Raw genomic sequence first — 1893 nt, 5'->3', positions numbered from 1 at the left:
CGTTCCGGCACTGCCGGATCGCCGCGATGACCATCACCGCTTCCCGGCAAGTGACGACCGCCGAAGGGGTGTGCATTCACCGGCTCGGGCCGACGCGACGTCGCCACTTTCCGGCAATGAGGCTCAGAACGGTGGAGCTTCCTCGGCCGGAGCGGTTCGCGCGCGGGGTGAGTGAAGTGGCGGCGGGCTGCTGTCGTAGCGCTGGCCGGTCGGGGTGGTGACGGTCAGGGCGCCGTCGGAAGCGAGGCGGTAGATCCAGCCGGGTTCGTCTTTGAGCCGGTGATCTCGGCGGCAGAGGTCGATCAGCTCGTCGGCGTTGGTGGCGCCGCCGAACTGCCACGGCACCGAATGGTCGAGATCGCAGGCCTGCGCGGGACGGCCGCAGCCAGCTCTTCGGCACTCACGGTCCCGCACCCGGACGAACTCGCCGACGCCGGCTGTCGGACGGTACCGATCCCGGCCGAGGTCCAGTACCTGCCCGGACAGCGGGTCGGTGATGATCCGGCGTAGCACGGTGTTCGGCCCGGTCGCGATGTGCCGTGCCAACGCCGCCGGGAGGTGGCCGTGTCCGGCCATCTCCGCCGGGTCGTCGTTGAGGCCGAGGTAGGTGCACAGATCCATGTACAGGAACACTTCCGCACGCTCGCTCGTGCCACCCTGGCCGCCGAGCAGGAGATCGAGCGCTACGTCCGCGCGCAGCTGATCCAGGGTTCGGGTTTCGTCGCCGGTCTTGAGTTTTTTGGCCTCTCTGTCTATCCGAAGATAGGCGGCGTTGACCTTCTCGGCGGGTCCGTCCTCGACCTCGATCGACGCCACCCCAGTCTCACCCTGCCGCACGGTGAGACGGCGGCCTTCGCGATGATGCTCGGCACGTTTGTCGGCGCCTTCGCGGTCGACAGTGATCGCCGCATGATTCGCCGCTTTCCGGATCTGGTCGGAATTCCTTCCCTCCAACCGTTCCTCGAGCAGGGCATCGGCGGCCTTGGCGTTTTCGTCCGACAGCCATGCCGTGGCCGCGGCGACCTTCATCGCGCCGAAGCCGCTCACTTTTCCTTGGTCCATCAGATTCAAGGTGCGTGGCAGTCGGGTGGTCAACGCTTCGGCGGCAGCGACCATCGCACCCGCATGACTATCCATAAGGGACAATGCCAAAGCAACTTCTTGCGTGACGCTGCGCGCGCCCTCGCGATGCCGGTTCAGCTGGGCCAGCGCCCGGAACCGGACCGCCTCAAGCCGGGCGATCCCCTCCGAGGCCGCTTGCGCGACAGCGACGGAATCGTTGTCGGACAACAAATCTATCGAAGCGTTGACCGACTCCAAATCGCTCGGATCGGTGAGCTCCTTGAGTAGCGCCACAGGCGCGGATCTGTGTGTGTCCACCCGACGACCATACGACCGACCACCGACAATTTTCGATCATGACGCCGCGCTGAGGCGTTGCCGATTTTCGGCAACGATGCTTCAGGGAGCACCACCCGTGCTTCTCGTCAACCAAAGCCCAGCCGACAAGGACACCGAGACCTTACATCGCCGACCAACATCCACCCCGAGACACAGCCCCGAATCTTGCACCCACCGCAAGAGCATCACCGCTTCCCGGCAACGCAACCACGACGGAACACCTCAAACGCCCCCCAGGCAACGAAGTACCCAACACCCGACGAAACACCACCCGGCACACCACCAGTCACCGACAACTCCGGATCAAGACGCCGCCGTGAGACGTTACCGTTTATCGGCAACGATGCTTCAGGGAGCAGTCCGTGTTTCTCGGCAACCAAAGCCCAGCCGACAAGGACACCAAGGCCCTACATCGCCGATGAACATCCACCCCGAGACACAGCCCCGAATCTTGCACCCACCGCAAGAGCATCACCGCTTCCCGGCAACGCA

The 1893-nt window shown here is 64.9% G+C and carries 1 protein-coding gene; it reads right to left on the bottom strand.

Going from position 1 to position 1893, the window contains the following annotated elements; genetic code table 11:
* Positions 1 to 123 precede the first annotated feature (123 nt).
* Positions 124 to 1320: an HNH endonuclease signature motif containing protein gene (locus ACZ6DT_RS32815; RefSeq protein WP_465602577.1), complete on the bottom strand. Its 1197-nt coding sequence runs from the start codon at positions 1318 to 1320 to the stop codon at positions 124 to 126.
* Positions 1321 to 1893 lie beyond the last annotated feature (573 nt).

This window comes from Amycolatopsis sp. NPDC041971, assembly GCF_055588925.1.
The sequence above is the reverse complement of the archived record's forward strand: the minus strand, read 5'-3'. Positions and strand labels throughout refer to the sequence as shown.